This is a genomic window from Priestia sp. SB1 (assembly GCF_038898415.1).
In genome coordinates this window covers 273,124-295,276 of record NZ_JBBJSS010000005.1, presented here as the reverse complement: position 1 = coordinate 295,276, position 22,153 = coordinate 273,124, and the positions used below count along the sequence as shown (strand labels likewise).

At 32.3% G+C, this 22,153-nt stretch carries 41 protein-coding genes; all 41 read left to right on the top strand.

The genetic code is table 11. The features are described 5' to 3' along the window. Positions 1-66: 66 nt before the first annotated feature. The gene (locus WKH56_RS19830) at positions 67-387 is read left to right on the top strand and encodes a hypothetical protein (RefSeq protein ID WP_342836276.1); all 321 of its coding nucleotides are present in this window, start codon (positions 67-69) and stop codon (positions 385-387) included. 30 nt (positions 388-417) lie between these two features. Then, positions 418-585 carry a hypothetical protein gene (locus tag WKH56_RS19825; RefSeq protein ID WP_342836275.1) on the top strand — a complete coding sequence of 56 codons (168 nt, stop codon included), beginning with the start codon at positions 418-420 and terminating at the stop codon, positions 583-585. Between the two features lie 151 nt (positions 586-736). Then, complete coding sequence (locus WKH56_RS19820; RefSeq protein WP_342836274.1) at positions 737-1,015, top strand: hypothetical protein; 279 nt, start codon at positions 737-739, stop codon at positions 1,013-1,015. A 20-nt stretch (positions 1,016-1,035) separates the two neighbouring features. After that, positions 1,036-1,203, top strand: coding sequence for a peptidoglycan DD-metalloendopeptidase family protein (locus WKH56_RS19815; protein WP_342836273.1), 168 nt, complete (start codon positions 1,036-1,038; stop codon positions 1,201-1,203). Positions 1,204-1,377: 174 nt separating this feature from the next. Continuing rightward, positions 1,378-1,695: a hypothetical protein gene (locus WKH56_RS19810; protein WP_342836272.1), complete on the top strand. Its 318-nt coding sequence runs from the start codon at positions 1,378-1,380 to the stop codon at positions 1,693-1,695. Continuing rightward, complete coding sequence (locus tag WKH56_RS19805) at positions 1,695-1,883, top strand: hypothetical protein (RefSeq protein WP_342836271.1); 189 nt, start codon at positions 1,695-1,697, stop codon at positions 1,881-1,883. Before WKH56_RS19810 ends, WKH56_RS19805 begins: the two co-directional genes overlap by 1 nt. Positions 1,884-1,919: 36 nt before the next feature. After that, a complete protein-coding gene (locus tag WKH56_RS19800; RefSeq protein ID WP_342836270.1) occupies positions 1,920-2,273 on the top strand; it encodes a hypothetical protein in 354 nt (117 codons plus the stop codon). Positions 2,274-2,299: 26 nt separating this feature from the next. Further along, entirely contained in the window at positions 2,300-2,500 is a 201-nt protein-coding gene (locus tag WKH56_RS19795; protein ID WP_342836269.1) for a hypothetical protein, read from the top strand. A 210-nt stretch (positions 2,501-2,710) separates the two neighbouring features. Then, a complete protein-coding gene (locus tag WKH56_RS19790; protein WP_342836268.1) occupies positions 2,711-2,938 on the top strand; it encodes a hypothetical protein in 228 nt (75 codons plus the stop codon). Positions 2,939-3,026: 88 nt separating this feature from the next. Continuing rightward, positions 3,027-3,404, top strand: coding sequence for a class Ib ribonucleoside-diphosphate reductase assembly flavoprotein NrdI (gene nrdI, locus WKH56_RS19785; protein WP_342836267.1), 378 nt, complete (start codon positions 3,027-3,029; stop codon positions 3,402-3,404). Positions 3,405-3,429: 25 nt separating this feature from the next. After that, positions 3,430-5,484 carry a class 1b ribonucleoside-diphosphate reductase subunit alpha gene (nrdE, locus tag WKH56_RS19780; RefSeq protein WP_481861969.1) on the top strand — a complete coding sequence of 685 codons (2,055 nt, stop codon included), beginning with the start codon at positions 3,430-3,432 and terminating at the stop codon, positions 5,482-5,484. Between the two features lie 34 nt (positions 5,485-5,518). Beyond that, on the top strand, positions 5,519-6,511 hold the full coding sequence (nrdF, locus tag WKH56_RS19775; RefSeq protein WP_342836265.1) for a class 1b ribonucleoside-diphosphate reductase subunit beta: 993 nt from the start codon (positions 5,519-5,521) through the stop codon (positions 6,509-6,511). Then, a complete protein-coding gene (locus WKH56_RS19770) occupies positions 6,504-7,484 on the top strand; it encodes a glutaredoxin domain-containing protein (protein WP_342836264.1) in 981 nt (326 codons plus the stop codon). Before nrdF ends, WKH56_RS19770 begins: the two co-directional genes overlap by 8 nt. A gap of 62 nt (positions 7,485-7,546) precedes the next feature. After that, the gene (locus WKH56_RS19765; protein WP_342836263.1) at positions 7,547-8,194 is read left to right on the top strand and encodes an NUDIX domain-containing protein; all 648 of its coding nucleotides are present in this window, start codon (positions 7,547-7,549) and stop codon (positions 8,192-8,194) included. Between the two features lie 23 nt (positions 8,195-8,217). Then, on the top strand, positions 8,218-8,373 hold the full coding sequence (locus WKH56_RS19760) for a hypothetical protein (protein WP_342836695.1): 156 nt from the start codon (positions 8,218-8,220) through the stop codon (positions 8,371-8,373). Continuing rightward, on the top strand, positions 8,360-9,202 hold the full coding sequence (locus WKH56_RS19755) for a prohibitin family protein (protein ID WP_342836692.1): 843 nt from the start codon (positions 8,360-8,362) through the stop codon (positions 9,200-9,202). The genes WKH56_RS19760 and WKH56_RS19755 overlap by 14 nt, the downstream gene beginning before the upstream one ends. Then, positions 9,202-9,339, top strand: a complete 138-nt coding sequence (locus tag WKH56_RS19750; RefSeq protein ID WP_342836262.1) for a hypothetical protein — start codon at positions 9,202-9,204, stop codon at positions 9,337-9,339. The genes WKH56_RS19755 and WKH56_RS19750 overlap by 1 nt, the downstream gene beginning before the upstream one ends. Further along, complete coding sequence (locus tag WKH56_RS19745; RefSeq protein ID WP_342836261.1) at positions 9,336-9,602, top strand: hypothetical protein; 267 nt, start codon at positions 9,336-9,338, stop codon at positions 9,600-9,602. Before WKH56_RS19750 ends, WKH56_RS19745 begins: the two co-directional genes overlap by 4 nt. Positions 9,603-9,681: 79 nt before the next feature. Further along, complete coding sequence (locus WKH56_RS19740) at positions 9,682-9,969, top strand: hypothetical protein (protein WP_342836260.1); 288 nt, start codon at positions 9,682-9,684, stop codon at positions 9,967-9,969. After that, positions 9,944-10,162 carry an IDEAL domain-containing protein gene (locus WKH56_RS19735; protein WP_342836259.1) on the top strand — a complete coding sequence of 73 codons (219 nt, stop codon included), beginning with the start codon at positions 9,944-9,946 and terminating at the stop codon, positions 10,160-10,162. Before WKH56_RS19740 ends, WKH56_RS19735 begins: the two co-directional genes overlap by 26 nt. 12 nt (positions 10,163-10,174) lie before the next feature. Beyond that, entirely contained in the window at positions 10,175-10,462 is a 288-nt protein-coding gene (locus WKH56_RS19730) for a hypothetical protein (RefSeq protein ID WP_342836258.1), read from the top strand. Between the two features lie 35 nt (positions 10,463-10,497). Next, complete coding sequence (locus tag WKH56_RS19725) at positions 10,498-10,689, top strand: hypothetical protein (protein ID WP_342836257.1); 192 nt, start codon at positions 10,498-10,500, stop codon at positions 10,687-10,689. 1 nt (position 10,690) lies between these two features. Beyond that, entirely contained in the window at positions 10,691-10,855 is a 165-nt protein-coding gene (locus tag WKH56_RS19720; RefSeq protein WP_342836256.1) for a hypothetical protein, read from the top strand. Next, positions 10,856-11,200: a hypothetical protein gene (locus WKH56_RS19715; RefSeq protein WP_342836255.1), complete on the top strand. Its 345-nt coding sequence runs from the start codon at positions 10,856-10,858 to the stop codon at positions 11,198-11,200. Continuing rightward, on the top strand, positions 11,197-11,379 hold the full coding sequence (locus WKH56_RS19710; protein ID WP_342836254.1) for a hypothetical protein: 183 nt from the start codon (positions 11,197-11,199) through the stop codon (positions 11,377-11,379). The genes WKH56_RS19715 and WKH56_RS19710 overlap by 4 nt, the downstream gene beginning before the upstream one ends. A gap of 108 nt (positions 11,380-11,487) precedes the next feature. Next, positions 11,488-12,240, top strand: coding sequence for an alpha/beta fold hydrolase (locus WKH56_RS19705; RefSeq protein WP_342836253.1), 753 nt, complete (start codon positions 11,488-11,490; stop codon positions 12,238-12,240). Between the two features lie 18 nt (positions 12,241-12,258). Next, positions 12,259-12,549 carry a DNA ligase LigA-related protein gene (locus tag WKH56_RS19700; RefSeq protein WP_342836252.1) on the top strand — a complete coding sequence of 97 codons (291 nt, stop codon included), beginning with the start codon at positions 12,259-12,261 and terminating at the stop codon, positions 12,547-12,549. Continuing rightward, entirely contained in the window at positions 12,549-13,274 is a 726-nt protein-coding gene (locus WKH56_RS19695) for a VWA domain-containing protein (protein WP_342836251.1), read from the top strand. Before WKH56_RS19700 ends, WKH56_RS19695 begins: the two co-directional genes overlap by 1 nt. Further along, positions 13,274-13,399 (top strand): hypothetical protein, encoded by a 126-nt coding sequence (locus WKH56_RS19690; protein ID WP_342836250.1) that lies wholly within the window; start codon positions 13,274-13,276, stop codon positions 13,397-13,399. Before WKH56_RS19695 ends, WKH56_RS19690 begins: the two co-directional genes overlap by 1 nt. Continuing rightward, complete coding sequence (locus tag WKH56_RS19685) at positions 13,396-13,740, top strand: hypothetical protein (RefSeq protein WP_342836249.1); 345 nt, start codon at positions 13,396-13,398, stop codon at positions 13,738-13,740. Before WKH56_RS19690 ends, WKH56_RS19685 begins: the two co-directional genes overlap by 4 nt. 214 nt (positions 13,741-13,954) lie before the next feature. Next, positions 13,955-14,149: a hypothetical protein gene (locus WKH56_RS19680; protein ID WP_342836248.1), complete on the top strand. Its 195-nt coding sequence runs from the start codon at positions 13,955-13,957 to the stop codon at positions 14,147-14,149. 99 nt (positions 14,150-14,248) lie between these two features. Then, positions 14,249-14,449 carry a hypothetical protein gene (locus WKH56_RS19675; protein WP_342836247.1) on the top strand — a complete coding sequence of 67 codons (201 nt, stop codon included), beginning with the start codon at positions 14,249-14,251 and terminating at the stop codon, positions 14,447-14,449. 30 nt (positions 14,450-14,479) lie between these two features. Continuing rightward, entirely contained in the window at positions 14,480-14,632 is a 153-nt protein-coding gene (locus tag WKH56_RS19670; protein WP_342836246.1) for a hypothetical protein, read from the top strand. Between the two features lie 35 nt (positions 14,633-14,667). Continuing rightward, positions 14,668-15,039: a hypothetical protein gene (locus WKH56_RS19665; protein ID WP_342836245.1), complete on the top strand. Its 372-nt coding sequence runs from the start codon at positions 14,668-14,670 to the stop codon at positions 15,037-15,039. A gap of 241 nt (positions 15,040-15,280) precedes the next feature. Further along, positions 15,281-15,466 (top strand): hypothetical protein, encoded by a 186-nt coding sequence (locus WKH56_RS19660; protein WP_342836244.1) that lies wholly within the window; start codon positions 15,281-15,283, stop codon positions 15,464-15,466. 6 nt (positions 15,467-15,472) lie between these two features. Then, positions 15,473-15,682 (top strand): hypothetical protein, encoded by a 210-nt coding sequence (locus WKH56_RS19655; RefSeq protein WP_342836243.1) that lies wholly within the window; start codon positions 15,473-15,475, stop codon positions 15,680-15,682. Between the two features lie 38 nt (positions 15,683-15,720). Continuing rightward, positions 15,721-16,326, top strand: a complete 606-nt coding sequence (locus WKH56_RS19650) for a hypothetical protein (RefSeq protein ID WP_342836242.1) — start codon at positions 15,721-15,723, stop codon at positions 16,324-16,326. Positions 16,327-16,449: 123 nt separating this feature from the next. Next, complete coding sequence (locus WKH56_RS19645; RefSeq protein WP_342836241.1) at positions 16,450-16,647, top strand: hypothetical protein; 198 nt, start codon at positions 16,450-16,452, stop codon at positions 16,645-16,647. Positions 16,648-16,782: 135 nt separating this feature from the next. Then, a complete protein-coding gene (locus WKH56_RS19640) occupies positions 16,783-17,931 on the top strand; it encodes an HNH endonuclease (RefSeq protein WP_342836240.1) in 1,149 nt (382 codons plus the stop codon). Positions 17,932-17,950: 19 nt separating this feature from the next. Further along, positions 17,951-19,957: a toprim domain-containing protein gene (locus WKH56_RS19635; RefSeq protein ID WP_342836239.1), complete on the top strand. Its 2,007-nt coding sequence runs from the start codon at positions 17,951-17,953 to the stop codon at positions 19,955-19,957. A 13-nt stretch (positions 19,958-19,970) separates the two neighbouring features. After that, positions 19,971-22,133 (top strand): DNA gyrase subunit A, encoded by a 2,163-nt coding sequence (locus WKH56_RS19630; protein ID WP_342836238.1) that lies wholly within the window; start codon positions 19,971-19,973, stop codon positions 22,131-22,133. Positions 22,134-22,153 lie beyond the last annotated feature (20 nt).

The window sequence follows — 22,153 nt, the reverse complement described above, 5'->3', positions numbered from 1 at the left end:
GAGAATGATAATATGCTATTTTTAATCGGATTAACATTGCTAACTGCTCTTTCAATAATAGGATTTATGAAAAATGCGAGTTCTTATAACGGATGGGACTTAACTTTTGCACTAAGTTCAGTTGTGTTTGGTGCTACACTTGCAGTTTCATTATTAGTCTTATCAATTAACCACCTGTCAGCAGAAGCAGATATTAAGAAATACGAAGTTTTAAAAATGACAATAGATCAGAGTCGTGAAGATGGTAATTCAGAAATTGAACGTGCTGCATTAGTTAAAAAAATTATTAGCTTCAACACAGACCTTGCAGAAACAAAATATTGGAACGAAACTGTTTTTGATATCTTTGTACCAGATAAAGTAGCTGAATTAGATTACCTAAAATAAGATTTAGTCTTACTGAGAGGAGGTGATTTAATGTCAAGTAGAAGTTCATCAACAGTATCATCAGGTATAGGATTTGGTGCAGCATTAGCAATTACAATCTCATGGTCTTTACATAAATCAATACTTTGGGCAATTATACACGGATGCTTTAGCTGGCTTTATGTGATCTATTACATGTTAAATAGACAAATAAATTAACAATAGGAGGACTGAGTAACAATCGATCAGAGTATTGATATAACCGACATTACTGTATATAAGCAGGGGAAGGATGGTTATTTAAAGGAAATAGCAAGCTATGAATTAGGAAGGTTAATTCCATTAAACTATGAAGGAGGTGATCAAGAGAGTGCTAAAAGAGATTAAAAAGACAAAGGATAAAGTTGGATACATATTAGAGAATCATCCAGACTCACGTAATAATGATATGTTGTTATGTCAATTATATTGGCAGCAATGGGATAACGTACATAATATTAGTGAAATACATAACGCAACACCAGCAGAGGCAATTACACGTAATAGACGTAAGTTTCAAAGTAAAGGATTATACAAGGCAGATGATAAGGTTAGAGAAGGACGATTATTAAATGCTGTAGATGTTCAGATGACTATTAATCTTATTTAAAACAATTGGAGGGAATTAAAATGAAAAACGTTTATGCATTAGGGTCAGGAAAAGTTGTCGGAGTTAACAATAATGAAATTGTTATTAAAGATGTTAACGGAAATACGATGAATTATAAAAACTTAAAGCAAGTTAATCTGAATGAAGGTCAATATGTGGAATCTGATCAACTTGTAGGTGAATTTTAAAATGAGGAGCGTATTTAAGAATTTTGCAGGATGTTTCTTACTGGGAGCTTCATCTGTGCTCTTTTCATCAGTAGGTGTAGAAACTTTTGGAATGTGGCTGAGTGCTATATTATGGGTTACTTGTATTTTGTTCGCCACAGCTTTAATTGGATATAAAAAGGAGGGGAATTAATAATGGGACTTCAATTTAGAGCAAAGCAAAAGGTTATAGTTGAGGGGAAAGATAAAATTGGAGAAATTAGTACATCGATCATGAAAGAAACTGTGGATCATAATGGAGAAGTTGTGTATGAGGAAAAATGCTATATCAAGTTTGAGGGAGAGTATTCAAATTGGTTTCCAGTTGAAAAGTTAACATTAGCCATTGAGAATATGGATTATATTAATCCTGAAGCAATGAAAACAATTGACTATTTATGTACAGATGCACATTTAGATAATAAGAATTTTAATGCAATCGTAGAATCCGCAGCTAATAAGGATATGCTCTAATGAGAGAATCCACAAGGGAAGAAACTATACATAATATTGACCAAATAAAAATATTTATAGATCAGATGCAAGAAGTATTTGAATTAAGCCCTATGATTATGGGAGAATATAAAAAGTGGGAAACGAAGTTTAATAGCGCACGTTTGAGTTTAGACAGTGTAGAAGACAACGTTAGATATTCAGAATGAAATGTCCATTTTATTGAGAAAAAGGCGGTGAACAAATTGATTGAAGACTTGACTAAATTCCCTGTCGTAAGTAGAAGTGGAAAGGAATACATGATTAATATTTCCCGAACAAGAGGAGGTGGCTTAGTAAAGGTACAAATTAATAAATACATAGGCAAATCAAAAATATTGAGGAAAGATAAATTCGACTATTTGAGAACAGAGACATACAGACCTGAAGATTACAACTATAACTACGTAGAGATTGCAAAGAATGCAGTTGAATATCATGAGCTTAGAATAGAAACTTTGAGAAGAGAATGTGAACAAATGAAGCAAGAAGCTCTAGAGAGAATGTTGAAACAGCAAGATGGTATCGAGGCATTTAAAAACTGGAGTGGAAAATGCTAATATGAATTAAAAAAGGAGAGTTATAAATGAATACTATTGAGCAGTTTCAGAACGTAAAGAAGAAAATGATACAAGATGAGATCGATTTGAATGCGAGAAACAAGTTTAACAGTGTGCTATCAAAAATTGGTATGAGTGATGAGAAGATGCATGAAATGAATAGTATGCTAGATGATATTGATAAACAAATGGCTTATGAATCCTACAAAACAAACTACGAAAAATAAAAGTTAAAAAATTATAAAAAATATATAGACAAACGAAAACATGCATGATAAGATAAGTACATGGATAAGGAGTTGGTTAACTTGATTGTATAAAAGCAAGAAATTAATTAGTCAACAAATTATAAAACAAATAAGATAAACAATCAAGACATAAGAAATTAGGTTAGAAGTTGTTTAACTCATTTAAACAAATTATAGGAGGTAATATAAATGGGATTCGATGGTAACAATGCAACTTCAAAGGTGACTGCTTTACATAATGGTGGATATGTTAAAAAGAAGAAGCGCAAAGTTAATCTTGATCTTGAAGCTTGGGCTAAAGGATGTGTTGAGTTAGGCGATATGAACCTTAACGTAGCAAGCGAAGACATCATTTCAGGAAATCAATCAGAGAATATCACAATTGAATTAGTAACACGAGGCGAGAAAAAGAAATAATAGATTAAAAGACATAACAGTAACACTTACTACATAGACATAGCATACGATATTATAATTAATAAATTAAAAATAAAAGAGTGATAAAATGCTTATAGCATACGATTCATTAACAGGAAATGTTAAGAGATTCATAACTAAAGTGAGCAAGGATTCACCAAGCTTGAGAGTAGTTGACATAAAAGATAATCCAATCATCAATGAGAAATTCGTATTAGTGACATACACAATTGGATTTGGAAATGTTCCAGAGACTACTGAAAAGTTTCTAAATGAAAATCATAAAAACCTCATTGCAGTTGCTTCAAGTGGCAATTTAGTATGGGGGAGCAACTTTGGTAAAAGTGGTGACATCATTTCAAAACAGTATGGTGTCCCATTAATTATAAAATTTGAACTATCAGGAACAACAAAAGATGTAGAAAAATTTACTCAGGAGGTAATCGGTATTGACAACAATTCCTAAATGGATTCAACTTAACAACGAGATCATGATTAAGAAAGATGGTAAGTTCCAATTTGAAAAAGACAAGGAGGCGGTAAAAAGCTACTTTGTAGACTATGTTAATCAAAACACAGTATTCTTTCATGATTTAAAAGAGAAACTGGATCATCTAGTAGAGAATGAATATTATGAAGAAGAGTTCTTAGCTAAATATAGTTTTCAACAAGTAAAAGAAGTTTTTGAGTTAGCTTATGCAAAACAGTTTAGATTCCCTTCTTTTATGAGTGCGTTTAAATTCTATAACGATTATGCTTTGAAGACAAATGACAAGAAAAAGATTCTAGAGAGATATGAGGATCGGATTTCGATTTGTGCTTTATACCTAGCTGATGGAGATTTCGATAAAGCTAAAGCATTTACTCAGTTTATGATTAATCAAGAGTATCAACCAGCAACACCTACATTTTTAAACGCAGGTCGTAAACGAAGAGGAGAATTAGTCAGTTGTTTCTTGTTAGAAGTAAATGACTCATTAAATGATATCTCAAAAGCAATTGATATCTCAATGCAATTATCAAAACTAGGCGGAGGGGTTGCACTAAATCTATCAAAGATAAGAGCTAAAGGTGAATCAATCAAAAGTATCGAGAATGCTACTAAGGGTGTAGTCGGAGTTATGAAGCTTCTAGATCACGCTTTCCGATATGCTGACCAGATGGGACAGAGACAAGGTTCAGGAGCTGCGTATTTAAATGTTTTCCATGCAGATATCCATGCTTTCCTTGACACTCGTAAGATTTCAGCAGATGAAGATGTTCGAGTAAAAACATTGTCAATTGGAGTTGTTATTCCAGACAAAATGATCGAGTTAGCACGAGAAGATAAAGACATGTATGTATTTTATCCCTATAGTGTTTATAAAGAATACGGTCAACACTTAGATGACATGAACATCAATGAAATGTATGATGAATTGGCTAATAACCCGAATGTACGAAAAGATAAAATTAATCCTCGTGGGCTATTAGAGAAATTAGCTGTTCTTCGCAGTGAATCAGGCTACCCATATGTTATGTTTGCCGATAACGTAAATAGCGTACATACTTTAAATAATGTATCGAAGGTAAAATTTTCTAATTTATGTTCAGAAATTTTGCAAGCAAGTGTTGTTTCTACATATAGCGACTATGAGCAAGAAGATAAAATTGGTTTGGATATTTCTTGTAATTTAGGTTCAGTGAATATCGTCAACCTAATGGACAATAAATCAATCGAGGAATCTGTTAAATTGGCAATTGATGCATTGACCACTGTAACTAGAAAAACAAGTATTGAAAATGCTCCTGCTGTAAACAAAGCTAATAAATTAATGAAATCAGTTGGTCTTGGAGCTATGAATCTACATGGTTTCTTAGCTAAAAACAACATGCTTTATGAAAGTAAAGAAGCACGAGACTTCGCTAACACGTTCTTTATGATGATGAATTTCTACTCATTACAAAGATCAATGGAAATTGCTAAAGAAACGAAAGAAAATTACTACGAGTTCGATAAATCAACATATGCAACTGGAGAATACTTTGATAAGTATTTAAAGAAAGATTATAGTCCTAAAACAGATAAAGCTAAACAACTATTTGAAGGAATTTATATTCCAACAAAAGAAGATTGGAAGCAATTGAAGTTAGATATTCAAGAGCATGGACTATATCACTCTTACAGATTAGCAATCCCGCCTACGGGATCAATTAGTTATATTCAATCCTCAAGCGCAGCCGTAATGCCAATTATGGAACGTATTGAAGAGCGTACATACGGTAACTCAAAGACATATTATCCAATGCCTTATCTATCTGATAAGAACTGGTTCTTCTACAAAGAAGCATATGATATGGATATGTTTAGAGTAGTAGATATGATTTCTACAATTCAGCAACATATCGATCAGGGAATTTCATTTACCTTGTTCCTAAAAGACACAATGAACACACGAGACGTAAACAAAATTGATTTATATGCACACCATAAGAAAGTTAAAACACTTTATTACGCAAGAACTAAAGATACAGGTCAAGATGATTGCTTATCTTGTTCAGTATAATTAAATAAACATAGAGATAAAAAGGAGAGATTATATGGTATTTGATGCAGCGAATTATGCAGAACATGAGGATAGCTTTACACAGATGTTTTTAGATCAAAATAAGAATCAATTTTGGCTTCCTGAAGAGATTAGCTTAAATAGTGATTTATTAACTTGGAAACAGCTTAGTAAGGTAGAACAAGATACATACATGAAGGTACTAGGGGGATTAACTCTCCTAGATACCGAGCAAGGCGATACTGGAATGCCGTTAATAGGTCAGCACGTAAAAGGACATCAACGTAAAGCTCTGTTGAACTATATGGGAATGACAGAAAATGCAATCCACGCAAAGTCATATTCAAATATCTTTTTAACACTAGCGACAATGGAAGAAATTAATGATGTATTTAAATGGATTAAAGAAAATAGATATCTTCAGAAGAAAGCTAAGATTGTCGTAGGATTGTACAGGGATATTCAAAAAGGAGATGAAATTTCTTTATACAAAGCATTAGTAGCATCTGTATACTTAGAGTCATTTCTTTTCTATAGTGGGTTTTATTATCCTTTATATTTCTACGGTCAAGGTAAACTTATGCAAAGTGGAGAAATTATAAATCTTATCATTCGTGATGAGGCAATTCACGGAGTATATATCGGACTACTTGCTCAAGAAATTTTCAATAAGCAAACAGATGAAGTTAAAGAAGAATTACGTAAATTTGCTATTGACTTACTTTTAGAGCTTTATGATAATGAATTACTTTATACAGAAGATATTTATGACAAAGTTGGATTAACTCATGATGTTAAGAAATTCATTCGATACAATGCTAACAAAGCGTTACAAAACTTAGGTATGGATACTTATTTCCCTGAAGATGAAGAAATCAATCCAATCGTAATAAATGGGTTAAGTACTAAAACAAAGTCACATGACTTCTTTAGTATGAAAGGAAATGGATATAAAAAAGCTAAAGTAGTTCCACTTAAGGATGAAGACTTCTACTTTGACGACCAAGAGGAGGAACTGGATGACTAAGAAGATTCCTCTAAGCGGTAAACGTGGTCAAGGGAAATTTGCTTTAGTTGATGATGAAGACTATGAAGAATTAATAAAAGATAAATGGTTCCTAGATGTAAAAGGATACTGTTACAAAAATACATATAAAGAAGACGGTAAGAGAACTAGTATGAAAATGCATCGTCAAATTATGAACGCTCCATCTGATATGCAAGTTGATCACATTAATAATGATGGAAAAGAAAGTAGAATTGATAATAGAAAACAAAATCTAAGACTAACAACAAATCAATACAATTCATACAACAGAAATAAATATAAAAGAAATGATGCAACCTCAAAGTACAAAGGAGTAAAATTAGAAGACAAGAAAAAGAAATATTGGGTTGCATTTATAAAAGTAGAAGGGAAACAAAAATATCTAGGTCATTTTATAACTGAAGAATCTGCTGCTCATGCTTACAATATAGCAGCAGATAGGTTTCATGGGGAATTCGCTCTATTCAATGACGTACCGATAGTGGATATAGAGGAGTATAGATATAAACCTAATACTTCTTCTAAATATACTGGAGTTTCCTATAATAAAAATTCAGGTAAATATTGTGCTTATGTCAGACATAATGGAAAACAAAAGAGCTTAGGACGATATTTTACTGAAGAAGCAGCAGCCTTAGCAAGAGATAAATACATAATCGATAACAATTTAAATCTAAAATTAAATTTTAAGGAGAATGACGAGATGACACAATTAATTAAACTAGAACAACCAAACTGCCGACCATGTTCAGAGGTATCTAAATTTTTAGCTAACAATGGAGTAACTTACACTACATTTGATGTAACTGAAAAGCCAGAAGTAGCTGCTGAATACGGTGTTATGTCTGTACCTGTAACTATCCTACTTGATGATAACGGTAAAGAGTTACAACGCTCAATTGGATGTAATTATGGTGAGCTAGAAGAAATGATCAATAAATTACAAGACTGAGTAAAACTAGAATTTTACCCAAAATTAGAAACAAATAAATTAATAATGAGGAGATTGATTGAATGAGTAAAAAATTCGAAGAAATGATTTTAGTAGCAAAGCGTGACGCATTATTTAAGGATGACTTGACATTCCAAGGTGTGGAGTCAGAGTATTTATTCATCGAAGGCATCAAGAATCGATTAGCAAACAACATTGAAGTTATGCGTAGAGGAGGACTTAATGATCCTACTCCAAAAGAGAATAACGCTGAAATCAACGAAGAATACAAACAGCCTATTCCATACGTAGTAATTAAACGTGGAAATCAAGTATTTGGGTATGCTCGTCTTTCAGGAGGAGGCGAGTCACGATTACATAACTCATGGTCACTTGGATACGGTGGACATTGTAATGATACAGAAGATGAGAAATTCGATGATAAAATCATGACTAATTTACAACGTGAACTAGAAGAAGAGTTAGATATTCAAGCAGCTTCACAAGAATTAAAATTAATCGGCTTAATTAATGACGATGAAAATGAAGTCGGAAGAGTTCACTTAGGACTTCTATACACACTAGAATTAGATTCTGAAGCAACAATTGAAGTACGTGAAAAAGATCAGATTGAAGGCTTCTGGCTAGATGTTCAAGACTTAAAGAATGAAGATGTTTACCCTAAATTAGAATCATGGTCACAATTCGTAGCTGATTTATTAGTTAAATAATTAATACATAAGAGGTGAATATATTGTTCGTCTTAATAGTGGGATTCCTAACTCTAATGGCAGTCATTTGGCTGCTGTTAGGGAAACTAGGATTATTTAATAAAGTAGGCAATGGAGTGTTTAATCTAAAAAATTTATTTAAAGAAGAGGAGAATGAAAATGGTAATGACAAAAACTAAGAAAATCGTAGGTGCAAGTGTATTAGGAGCAGGAGTATTAGTGGGTGGAATTCTAACAGCAATGTCAATTGAGCCAATCTCACAAGGTCATGCAGGAGTAGTTTACAACCGATCTCACGGAATTGAAGATAAAGCACTAGGTCAAGGGTGGCATTTAGTAAGTCCATTCGAACGTGTAACTGAATACCCAATCTCAACTGAAACAGTTAAAGGTGATGACTTCAGCGTTCAAACTAAAGACGGTAAACCATTAACAATTAATCTTTCATACGATTATGCAAATGACTTAGAAAAACTGCCTCACATTTACAATAAATTTAAAGGTCAGGACTCTGAAACTATTCAAGGTGGATGGTTGCAAACTCGATTAAAAAAAGCAGCACTAAATGTATTCTCTAATTATTCAGTATTAGAAGTGTTTCAACATCAAGGTAAAATTAACTCTGAAATTGAAAAAGAGTTCCGTAAGCTAGTTGAAAAAGAAGGATTTACAGTAGATTCAGTAACATTAAGCGCACCTACTCCAGATTCACAAACGGCTAAAGCTATCCAAGGTGTAGTTAATGCTCAACAAAAATTAGAAAAGCTAGAGATTGAGAAGAAGCAGGCACAAGCTAAAGCAGAAAAGAAAGTAATCACAGCAAAAGGTAATGCAGAAGCTAAAGCAATTAACGCTAAAGCAGATGCTGAGGCAAATAAAATCATCAATGCTTCATTGACTCCTGATTTATTAGAACTTAAACGTATCGATAAATGGAAAGGTGATAAGAATCTTCGCACAAAAGTTGTTGGATCAGATACAGGTATTATCATTGGTGACACTAAGTAATGGATAAATGGGAACAACTTAAAACTAAGTTAGAAGAAGAGATGCCTAAAGTATCGCAAAAAGGATTATTCCAAAAGAAATACGCTTATCGTGAAGTATTAGAATGGATTAAAGAATTAGAGGAGGAAAATAAATGAGATTTTATGAATTCAATGAACCATACTATGCATTGGTTAAATCAGAAGATAAATCACATGCAATCATGGAATATGAAAAGACAGTAGGAAACTTAGAGGACGATGAAGCAAAGTTAGCTAAAGAAGTGACTAGAGATTACGCTTTAGCATCATTCAGCAGAGTGTTATCAGAGGATGGTAATATAATTCCTGTTGCTGAAATTGTTTCAGATTTTCAAAGAGAAGAATCTATGACATTAATTGTTGACGCATCACTAACTTAATACATAAAACATCACACTACAGAGACAGAACACACTTATACATAGCACGTTCTGTCTCTATTTTTACAAGGAGGAGAGTATGAATAAATGGGATTTAGATTCAATTGGATATCTCGTTAATTTCTTTACATCAGCGACAATTACATATAGGCAACATAATTCAACTGAAATACATAAACGTAAAGTTAAAATAAAGTGGTTAGACTATCTATTCATGGATCAGAATATACATTTAGCAGCACAGGAAGAAATGAAGAAAATACATAATGAATTAAAGAATGAAAATAGAACACTTATGGCGAATAGTTATTATAAACAAAACACACAGAGGAGAATGCATCATGAACATGAATTACATGGAAGTTGAAGCAGTGCCAATAGATGCTATCTACAAATTTGCAGTGAATAAGGCAGGAACAGATATCGTAGGATTAAATAGACCGCAGGTTATGGATTTAATTGAGTTATACATAGATTTAGCGTTGCAAACGAAAGATGAAGAATGGTTTATTAACTTAACAAATTATAAAAAATACGTGTTAGAGAATAAGTTGAGCTGAGGAGAGATAAGAGTGCATGTATATGTTGTAAATATTAAAAAGGATTTTCAAGTTGAAAGTTATAATCGATATGATGAGAAAGTCATAACAAATAAAGAGTTTAACAGACGTTGGTACGTCACTCATGAAGACAATTACACTGATGAAGAGTTTAAAGAAATCTGTATGGAAGCGATGAGCAGTGCTGAGGAAAAGTGGGGAATTGCAGATGTTTTACACCCTTTTGTCAGCATGATGAAAGATAAATATGGATTTAAAGATTTGGTGACATCGGGAAGCTTTGAGTTTGAAACTCGCTAAAAGAATTATTTGAAGGAGAAATGGAGGATTGCTTTATGTTTGAAGTAAAGTGGAGGGATAGTGGAGAAAAAGTTAAAGTTTATGATACTTTGACGAAGACCATAAAAGGTAATGGCTATTTGTACCAAGACTCTGAAATACTAATGTTTTTGATCTTCAATAAGAAACAAGATCGATGGGAAGAAGTAAGTAGTCGTAGTTTTGTGCCAGTAGAGGAGGGTGAATAAATTGAGGATTATGAAGAAGGTGGATGGAGAGTGGATTCATGCTAAATATGAAGATTTAAGAGGCACTAAATATTTTGTAACAAGAGAAGACTTACCGTATGCGAAAGTATTTCTAGATGGAGAGTGGGTTAAATTAGAAAGTTTATTAAAGAAGGAGAATGATTAAATGTCTATACTAACAATAGATGAGTTAAGAGAATACTTAAATAAAATTATTATGTATAAGGTTGAATTTAAGTTCGATAAAGATGAAGAATTCAATGAAAAAATTATAGAAGTGTATGAAAGAGACGAAGATTATCCATGCGACAATAAAGGAAACATCACTGGTGAAAAGAAAACGTATAGCTTAACAAGACCATACGTAATTTATCTTAGTGAAAGTGGTATTATCTTGTACATAGAGCATTCATTTGGATTATTCACAGTAGCCAATAAAGATGCGATCATCCATCTAATCAGCTTAATTGGAACTAAGATTGAGTTTAATGAAGAGGAGAATGTGCAATGAAAAAAGTATACAATGAATACGCAGTAGTTTATAAAACTGATGAAGGTTTGAAAGTATTTACATATAAAACAGAAGATGAAGCAAACTTATCGCGAAAAATTATTGAGACAGACTCTCAAAAGAATATCGAATGGCTAGAAGTGGTTCCTAGTAAATTTATGGGCTTAGGTAAAAGTTAATGACTCCATTAGACGTTATTATAGTATCTGCAATTGGAGCTATATTTGCGTTAACGTTAGAAGGAATTAAAAATAAAATAATTAAATATTATAAAAAGGAGTGAAGGAATGACATATTATATTGACACGGGTGGGGATAAAGAGGTGATTTTGCTGGTACATGGGCTTGGATCAAAAAAGGAGTCATGGAGCTATCAGTTGGAAGATTTATCGAAATACTACAGAGTAATCACAATGGACTTAAAAGGACACGGGAGCAATCCTAAAGACTATAACATTACACTACAAACTTTAGCAGCAGACGTAATTGATTTATTAGATAGTTTGCATATTAAAGAAGCGCATTTTGCAGGTTTATCTTTGGGTGGAATCATTGTGCAAGAAGTGTTACGTTCTTACCCTAGATACGTTAAATCTACAATATTATCAAACACAGCTTCAATCTTGCCTTATTGGGTAGGTAAACACGCTGTAGATCAGCGAATACATAAACTTAATGAATTAACAAAAGAAGAGTATGAATATGCTGTAACAAAGAATTGTTTACATGGAATATATAATGATAAATACATACATAAAATAACTGAGATGTTTATGAACGTAAGGAAAGATACTTATGAGCAAGCAGCTAGTGCAGGATTGGGAATTAACTTTACAAATACACTTTTACATAACACAAAACCTATGTTGGTTATCGGTTCAATATTTGATAAGGTAACGCCATACTTTAATGCGCTTACTACATATTCACTAGCACGACACGCTAAATTGAAGACATTTTGCTCAGCAGGGCATATTCCCAACATAGAGTGTCCAGATGAATTCAATGAAGCTGTATTAGAGTTTTTACATAATAAATAAATTAATAATGAGGTGGATATGGACACATCAGAACTAATTAATCGTAGGCAACGTCAGATACTTGTTCATTCATTTCTATATTATCAGCTAAATACAAATATTATCTCAGATCATACATTTGATGACTGGTCTAAAGAATTAGCTGATTTGATGAGTGAGCATCCTGACATTGCTAAACAATCAGTATACTATGAGGGATTTAAAACATTTGATGGAAGTAGTGGCTACGATTTACCTTATCACTTGCCTGAGATACAGAGTAAGGGGTATCAACTATTAAAATATCATAATGAAAAGGGGATTAAATAATGGGGAATGTAATTAACTTAGCAAAGAAAGCAAAGGTTGTATTAGAGAAGAAGGCAATTTTCGGAGAGAAAGCACATGTAGTATTAGCAATTGACATCTCAGGTTCAATGTCATATGAGTATCACAATGGGGTCGTACAGGAACTAGTAGATAGATTATTAGGTATTGGAATGAATATGGACACAGATAGATGTATTGACGTATTCGCTTTTGGTAAAAAGGATTATGAAATTGGTTCAGCTACAGAAAAGAATCATGAGGAATTTGTAAATAATGTGTTACTTAAGAAAGTTTCGCTTGAAGGTTCTACATACTATGCAGGCGCAATGAATCGTATCGTTAATAAATTTGGCAATCCAATTAAGCCAGCCAAACAAGGATTCTTCGCTAAATTCTTAGGTAAGAAACAACCTGAAAAGAAAACTGACATTCCAACATTAGTGTTCTTTGTTACTGATGGAGACAACTTTGATAAATCAGAAGCTGAAAGAATTATTAATGAATCATCTAATCAAGCAATCTTTTGGCAATTTGTAGGCATCGGAAGAGAACGATTTGCATTCTTACAGAAACTTGATGATTTACAAGGACGCTACTTAGACAATGCAGACTTCTTTAGTGTAAGTGATTTAAGCCAAGTATCTGACGATGATTTATACAATAAGCTGCTAAATGAGTTTCCTCAATGGATTAAAGATGCTAGAGCTAAAGGAGTGTTGAGTTAATGAGTAGTGGATGGTGGTTTATTGTTGGAATGGTCTACGGAGTAATCTTTGCTCCATTCTTCAACGGAATTTGCATGGTATTTATTAATGCTTATCGTGAGTATAAGAAGGAGATTAAGAAATGATTAATTATAATGGAAAAGAATTTGAAGGAAATAATATCACGATTAACCAAGATGGAGTGTTTATTGATGGTAAGAAAGTAGACACTGAGAATATGCACTTTAGTACATTTACACATGAGACTGTAACTAATCATTACTATAAAAAAGAAGATAAAAAGAAAAAGTCTAAGTTAGCAACCTTTAAAACAGAATTGTGGGACGTTGGAAAGTTTATGATTATATCAGCAATTATCGTGAATCTTTTGTGGGGATTTAGCACTGAAGAAAATCCACTTAGAAATTCTGATGTGATAATCGCATGTTTATTAACTCACTTGTTTGTCACTAGAAAAAAGAAATAAGGAGGAATGTAACTATGTGGTGGTTTCGCAAGAAAGAAAAATTAAAAGAAACAAAACACAAAGTATGCGAATGCGGATTTCCTTTTCCTCCTAAGAATTTAACTTATCGATGTAGTCCTATTCGACACGAAAGAGTTATAGTGCAGCAGAAAGATACGTGTTTAAAATGTGGCAAAGAGAATACTTGGAATGCATGAGTAAAGGAGGATAACAAATGAAAGTTAACTGGAAATCATTAAAGGCTTTCCCTTTAGAAGCGTTGAAGCTTATCTTTAGTGTATACATAGTCTATATCTTTGCTGATCCAAACAATCACACAGATTATATGTTTACATGTTTTATAGGTTTCATGTGGTACGTGTTGTTCATTAAAGGTGATTATGGAGAGAAGGAAAATGAAAAGAAATAAATTTGATTTATTTATAGATGTAGTGCTGTGGTTAATATTGTGCAGCATAGGATACTCATTAGTTAGTGATTTAATAAATTTTATTATGGAGGTGATAAAATGGAAATTTACATAGTGTTTACTAACAATAACGGACAGTACTATATAGAAGAAACTGGCTTAGATAGAGAAAATCTTTTATCAAATTGGGAAATTGAAAAGGAAATGGATAACGCTTTTTGGGATGACGTTCAAACTGAACTGAGCAACCCTAGTATAAGCAACAATAAACAATTATTAGTGGCTGATTTTTCTAAATGAAACTTATATTTTATTGAAAGAGGTGAAAACGTGGATAAAGGGTTTAAAGTAATTTGTTTGGAATGTGGGAAGGAAGCCGTAATTAAGTATTTTGAATCGGACAACAAAAATATAAAAATATACTGTGATCGTGATGGAGATGTTAATATCGAATGTGATTGTAAAAATATAGGTGCTTGTTGATTAAAAATAAATTAATTATAATGGAGGAATTTAATATGTATAAAGTAGAAGTAGGAACTAAGGAAGAATTAAATGTAATTGAGAAAGCTTTGGAACAATTTAATGCTCGTAAGAAAGAATATGACGAAGTAGAAGAGTTTTTAAAAGGAAAAGAATTTCAATTAGGTGACTACGTAATCAAAAAGAATACAACGTATTTTGACAGTGTGTTCGGCTCAGGTAAAAATGAGATTGGTAAGATTGTTAGTTGGGATTTTAATAATAATTATTATCGTGTTCATTTTAGTGAAAACAACCCATCCCAAGGAATGCGAGAAGGAGAGCTAGAGAGTTATATTGGAGAAGTACCAGTGCAATTACAAAAAGTGAAATTAAAAGAAATTACAGGAATGATGATTAAACTTTAATATAAAATTTCCATTTCATCCAGAAAGTGAGGTGAAGCCATGAAAGAAATATTAAGTAGGCTACAGATAGTAGTTTTCGCAGCAACTCCACTATGGATATTGCTTTGGCATTATAGCTTGAATGCGTCAGCATCTATTTCACTATGGATTTCATCTACTCTTTTAATATTGAACGCAATATATGTTATGACGTATTTATTCGAGTGGGTATTTATTAAACCATTTAAGAAAGGATGAGTTAATGAAATTAAGAAAAGGGGATCTAATTCGTGTACATATGAGCAGTGAGTCTAGAGAAGGAATGATAACTGAACTGGATTTTAAAAATGGCATGAGAGTATATAGTTACGGAGATTGGTGGTGTTATCGAGAGCAAGTTAATGAAGTATTTAGAAATGGCGAATGGATCAAATTTAAGAAAGGATGATGAATAATGATTTTTGAAATATGTGAATCAAATGAGGCTACTCATGTTAGAATGCTAGAAGAAAATGAAGATAATGTTACCTATGGTGAAATTTACAGATACCTATATGATAGTCATCCATCAGAAGAAACACATTACATAATTCAAGACAACGGGATTCCTTTTTATGATTTTGAATGTGTTATGAAAGTAGAATATTTAAAGTTTGTAGATTAAAGTAAAAGCTCTCTTTTAAACAGAAAGGATGATAAACAATGAAAAAAGAGTATTTTGGTTATTTAGGTGGAGATTATGAGAAGCTTGGATTATTTATTAATAAAAAAGATGCCGAACGTGGTATATTTCCAGATGAAAAACTAGATGAATTATTTGAAGAGTTCAAAGAAAAGCCTGTTAAAATAACCGTAGAAACATTCGAAAGTGTAGAAGATACTACTGATAAAATTAAAATAACATCAGACTCAGGAATATCTTACCCAACTGCAAACCCTATGGATGGGATAATTAGTCATACATACACTCCACCAGTTTCAGAAGAATGCCACCACAAGAAAATTTATGACGAAGAATTACTAACAAGTAATCCACCTAAGCAAAAATGGACTTGTAGTAAATGTGGAGAAAAAGGAATGGATGTAGTTGTATACGGTTCGTATCAAACTATAAACGACTATTCTATAACAGCAGACAAGTTTAAAAATCATACACAAATTAAAGTAAACGATGAAGAAATACAGCTAAGAGCTACTAAAGAGGAACTAGATGATTTAAGAGATAGAGTCAAAAAGTATGAATCTACAATCACAGATAATACAGACGAGATTTCTCAGACTGTCAGCAAGACTGAATTTAAAAAGTGAATAAATTACTGAATTGGTTATTCTATAGTCAATTGTTCACTAAGCAGCGTAGACAATACAGAGAGAAGTTTGATCAAGTGAATTCACAGTATGTTTTAAAATGTAAAGGAAAGAAGGGGAAAGATGACTGTTAAAACTCAATTATACGATAACGGTAAATGGATTACTATCGACCATGCTGAATTAAAGCGTAGAGATAAGTTTCGCATGTTTAACAATGGTAAGAAGATTAGAGGAAATAAAGGTCAAATTGTGTTTACAGCGAAGTCGGATGCGTACTATAATGAAGAAAGTAAGAATGTATTAGTTGATATTCTTTGATACATAAAATTAAAGTTAAAAAATTATAAAATAATAGTAGACATATAAAACTGAAGATGGTAATATAATAGTGAGGAGATTGCTTCTCACTATTTTTTATAAGTAAACAAATTATAAAAGAGAGGAATGGTGATTTTGGGTGGAAAAGGAAGTGGAGGAATAAAAAAGTGGTCTGTTCAACTGATTAAAGAAGAGTTAGTTGGTATAGGAGATGGAACAGCTAAATTGTTAAGCACTGAATACGTAAATACTAAAACTCCGCTGGTGTTCATGTGCTCATGCGGAAAAGAATTTAAAAGATGTTGGAATTATATGACTACTGAAAAATATACCAAAAGACATAAATGTAATTACTGCAACAATAATGTCAAATGGAATATAGAGTTAATCAATGAAGAATTAAAACGCATGGGAGACACGATTTGTCTAAGTACTACCTACAAACATAATAAAATTCCTTTAAAGTTTAAATGCGGTTGTGGGGTTGATTTCGAAAGAAAGTGGAATGTGTTGAGACTTGGTAAAGATGGACATAGATGTCGCTTCTGTAATAAAAGAATAAGTTGGGATTTAAACCTAGTTAAAGATAAATTAATTAACATGAACCTAAATATAGATTGTGTAAGCGACGAATATGATCCTGTAACAGGGATTTTGGAGTTTAAGTGCAAGTGTGGTAGAAACTTCAAAAGGATTTGGAGTAGTATCTTAAGAGGTACTTACTATTGTGGATTTTGCTTAGGGAAAGTCACTTGGAACGGAGAGCTTATATCAGAGTTCATAAAAGACAATTCTGAGTGCGAAATAATAAATATACAAGGAGAAGGTAATTCTACAGAATTATTTTTAAGATGTGAGTGTAGTGAAGAGTTTATGACAACTTTTGGTCAATTCAAAAATTCGAATAAACGACAATGCAATGCTTGTGGGTATAAGAAATACTCAGGAGAAAATCATCACCTGTACAATCCAAATAAAACTGATGAGGAACGGTTTAAGGATAGATATCAACTTTACGGAGAGTCTATGGCTGATTTAAGAAAAAATGTTTTAAAACGAGACAATTATACTTGTAAGTGCTGCGGAAAATATGGAGGAGATTTAAATGCTCACCATTTAGACGGATGGCATTGGGCAATTGATAAGAGACTAGACCCAAATAACCTAATTACTTTATGTGAAGGTTGCCATAAAAAATTTCATCATAAATATACGTACTTTAATAATACAAGAGAACAGTTTGAAAAATTTGTATCGCTTAAAGAATATGAATTAATAGATTAAAACAGAAGGAGGAAAATAGATGTCAGAAAAGATTAAACAGCTATCCGAAAAGGAGAAGGTAAGAAAAAAGATTTCCGTTTGGTTAGGATCATCAAATCATATCGCAGTTTTACACTCGATAAAAGAGCTACTTGGAAATAGCATAGACGAAATAAATAAAGGAAACGGTAATAGAATTAAAGTGACAATTGACGATCCAAAAACTATTACATTTGAAGATAACTGTAACGGACTTCCAGTTGAAGGTTTGAATGAAGATGGAGTTGAAAATTATAAACTATTAACACAAGTTTTATTTGCAGGCTCTAAATACGACAATGGTATTGAAAACAATTTCCAAACAGTAGGGACTAATGGAGTATTCCTAACGGTTTTAACATATGCTTCTGAGTTTGTAGAGTATGAAGTAGCAAGACCAAATGGAAATATTTATTCATTAAAATACTACAAAGGTGATGAAGTTGATTCATTAAAAGTGATTGGGAAATCAGATAGAACCTACACTAAAATTAAATTCACTTTGGATGATGAAATATTCGAAGAAAACTATTATACATATGAAGAAATTAGTCAAATTGCTGATGAGCAATCATCCTTAATCCAAGGTGAAATTGAAGTAGAAGACATCTTGAACAATCATATCAAAACCTTTAAGTATAACGATGGAATTAGAGAATTCTTGAGTAACAAAGTAAATAAAGCGAATGAATTAACAGAAACGATCAGTTTCAAAAAAGAAGTCTCACATCGTATTCCTGCTCCTAAAACAGAAACAACTTGGATTGCAGGTGAGAGAGTAGAAAGAGAAGTAAAACGTCCTGATAAATTTGATGATATTAAAATGGATATTGCTATTCAGTATACCAAAGAGGATGAGGATACTATACAGATTGAATTCCTTAATGGGAGCAATCTAATCCATCATGGAACTATTCAAGACGGTTTTATCAACGGGTTACGCTTAGTGTTTAACAAATACTTAAAAGGTAACGGTTTATATAAGAAGAATGAAAAGCAAATCACAAAAGACGATATATTAACTGGATTGAATTATGTGATTGATTTTAGATCATATTTTCCTATATTCGCTAATCAGACTAAGTTTGCTTCTTACGTAAACTATTACAAAGATGTGATTCAGAAAGTCATTGAAGATTACTTTGAATCTTACAGTATCGAAAATAAATTTGATATGGATAAGATGGCTAATCAAATACTTTTGAACAAACGACTAAGAGAAAATTCAGCAGAATCTAGAACTAAGTTAAAAAAGAAACTCGAAGAAAAAGTAACGGTGTTCACTCGTCCTGAAAAGTTTGTTGACTGTCGTTCCAAAGACAAGAAACAAAGAATGCTTTTTATTTTAGAAGGTGATTCTGCGCTAGGTGGAGCTAAATTAGCAAGAGATAAAAACTTTCACGCTATCTTTCCGCTAAAAGGTAAGCCAGTTAACGTATATAAAAAGAAGCTAAAAGACGTGCTTAGTAATGATGAAGTTATCAATCTATTCCGAGTTATGGGTGGAATGGAAATTAAAAATAATACTTCAACTCCTAAGTTTAATATTGAGAATCTACAGTATGATAAGATTTGCATTCTATCGGATCGTGATGATGACGGACTACATATCAGGACTTTAGTTTTAGCTTTATTTTATAAATTTGCTAGACCATTGATTGAACAGGGTAAAGTGTTTGTAGTTGAGACACCATTATTCAGAATTGGATTGAAAAATGGCAAAGAGCAATTGTTAGCGTATGACAACAAACAAAAGGATGAAATCACAAAAGGATTAAATGAAAAATACACTGTTCAGCGATTCAAAGGTATTGGTGAGCTAGACCCTAAATTATTAAATCAAACAGCAATGAATCCTGAAACAAGAACATTAATCCCAATCACAATGAAAGATGTAGAAGCAGCAGAGGAAATTTTAAGAATTTGCATGAACGATGATGTAGAACCACGTAAGAAGCTGATTGAGGAATATGGAAATGAGCTTATGGATATTGGAGCACTAGTTTAAAAGGGGAGATTTAATGATTAATTCTATTGAAATGAAAGATGCAATTCGCCAATGGTATTTACAATATGCAATGAAGGTTATTGAAGATCGTGCTTTGCCAGATGTAAGAGACGGTCTTAAGCCTATCCATAGACGCATTCTCTATTCAATGTATAAACAAGGTTTACTAACAGGAAGCAAGCAAAAAGGTAATACAGTTGTTGGAGAGATTATGAAAATTCATCCTCATGGTGACGCAAGTATTGCTGAAGCAATTAACCGTATGACAGATGTAAATGAAACGCTCCCTTATCCGTTTATTGAGGGACAGGGTAGTTTCGGTAAAGTATACTTATCCGATTCAGCAGCTCATCAAAGGTATTTAGAAGCAAAACTCAGTAGTTTCACCAAGGAAATGTTTTATGATTTCAATAAGAATAGTGTAGATATGATTTTAGATTACAATGAAATTGGTTATGAGCCATTAGCTTTACCAAATACATTTCCAAACATCTTAACTATTCCAACAACAGGTATTGCAGTAGGATTTGCTTCAGAAATACCATCATTTAATCTAAAAGAGTTGTGCGAAACGACTATTGCTTATATCAAAGATAAAAATACGAATCTATTGGAAATTTTAAAAGCACCTGATTTTTCTACAGGAGGAGAATTACTTTACGATGAAAATGAAATGAAGAAAATTTATACAACAGGTAAAGGCGGATTTATCCTAAGAGCTAAGTATCGATATAACGAAGAAGAAAACATTATTGAAGTTCATGAGATTCCTTTTAACACAACTGCGAATAAAATCAAAGAAAAGATTACAGAGTTAATTAAAGACAGTAAAATTAAAGACATTAATGATGTACGTGATGAAACTGGTTTTGACTTAGCCACTGGAGATGCAAAGCTATGTATTGCAATTGATTTAAAAAGAAATGTTGATCCAGATAAGTTGATGTCAAAGTTGTTCAACTTAACACCATTACAGTCCAAGTATAACTGCAACTTCAACGTATTGGTTAATTATAAACCAAAAGTATTAGGAATTAAGGAAATGTTAGACGAATGGATTAAGTTTAGAATTGACTGTATTAAACGTGCAACAACATTTGATATTGAAAAGAAAGAAAATCTTTTACATAACTTGCAAGGTCTGTATAAAGTCCTACTTGAAATTGATGAAGTAATTAAAATTATTAGGGGAACTAAGAAAGATGAATTGATTATTAGTACATTAATGGATTCTTTCTCAATTGACAATACGCAGGCTGAATTTATTGCTAATATTAAATTGCGTAATCTCAATGAGGAATACATTCTTAACAAGACTAAAGAGATTGAAAGCTTAGAGGCTGAGATTTCGTCTTTAAAAGAGATTGCTGAAAATGATGAAAAGGTAAGTGAAGTCATTATTAGTCAGTTACAAGACGTATCTAATAAGTATTCAAAAGAAAGAAAAACAACCCTTGTGTATGATTACAGCCAAGCGACTAAAGATGATGATTTATTCATTGAAGACTACAATGTAAAGCTATATTTAACTGATCAAGGATATCTTAAAAAAGTACCTTTAACATCTTTACGAGGTAATTCTTCACATAAACTTAAAGATGATGATTTTATTAAGTTTGAAGTAGAAAGTTCTAACAAGGCGGATATTTTAATTTTTACCGACCAATTCAATACATATAAGCTTAAAGCACATGAACTAACTGACCACAAAATTAGCATTCTTGGTGAGTTTTTGCCGACACTGTTACAGCTTAAGAATGAAAACATTGTTTATGTAACTGCTACAGTTGATTACAAAGAAAATCTTCTGATTGGCTATGAAAGTGGAAAAGTCGCAAAAATCACAATGAGTTCATATGCAACCAAACAGAATCGCAAGAAACTTGAGAATACATATAACAAGGATAGTAAGGCTCTATATTGGAATACGATTAAGGAGGATATTGATCTTGGCGCTATTTCAGATATTGATAAAGTTATCATTATGAATACATCAAGTATCAATGCCAAGTCAAGTAAAACGACTATGGGTGTGACCGTTCAAAAATCTAAGAACGATAGTAAAGTAGTGAGGTATTTTAATATGGATGAATTGGATTCAGATGATAAAAATTACTACTCTTCGAAAAATGCAGGTGTGGGAAAATACTTACGTAAAAATGATACTTTAAAATAAAACAATCATAAAAAGGAGAG